The organism is Delftia sp. UME58, from assembly GCF_014170385.1.
GTDB classification, from domain to species: Bacteria; Pseudomonadota; Gammaproteobacteria; order Burkholderiales; family Burkholderiaceae_C; genus Comamonas; species Comamonas acidovorans.
On record NZ_LZZV01000079.1, the window covers coordinates 1 to 626 of the forward strand.

General features: G+C 59.4%; 1 protein-coding gene. It reads left to right on the top strand.

Annotation, left to right across the window (positions count from 1 at the left end; all coding sequences use genetic code 11):
• A partial coding sequence (gene yidC / locus A9976_RS19685; protein ID WP_183020398.1) for a membrane protein insertase YidC occupies positions 1-471 on the top strand: 471 nt, incomplete at its 5' end.
• Positions 472-626: the final 155 nt, after the last annotated feature.

Consider the following 626-nt stretch of genomic DNA (forward strand, 5'->3'; position numbering starts at 1 on the left):
CGCCTGCAGGCCCTGAAGGAAAAGTACGGCGACGACAAGCAGAAGCTCAACGCCGCCATGATGGAGATGTACCGCACCGAGAAGATCAACCCGCTGGGCGGCTGCTTGCCGATGGTGGTGCAGATCCCGGTGTTCATCTCGCTGTACTGGGTGCTGCTGGCCAGCGTGGAAATGCGCGGCGCGCCGTGGATCCTGTGGGTGCACGACCTGTCGATCCGCGACCCGTTCTTCATTCTGCCCGCCATCATGATGGCCACCATGTTCCTGCAGATCAAACTGAACCCGACGCCTCCGGACCCCATCCAGGCCAAGGTCATGATGATCATGCCGCTGGTGTTCGGCGGGATGATGTTCTTCTTCCCGGCCGGCCTGGTGCTGTACTGGTGCGTCAACAACACCTTGTCGATCGCGCAGCAGTGGTCCATCACCCGCGCCATGCAGCGCAAGACGGAAGCCTTGGCGAACCGCTGAGCCTGACCGCGGAAGCATCAAGAACCGGCCCTCTGGGGCCGGTTTTTTATGTCCACGCCATCCCCGGGGCATCGCGGCCTGTTGCCGTGGCGAGACATTTTCGATAGATAAATACTATTCAATTTTCAACTTCAATCAACTTCACAAACGCAACC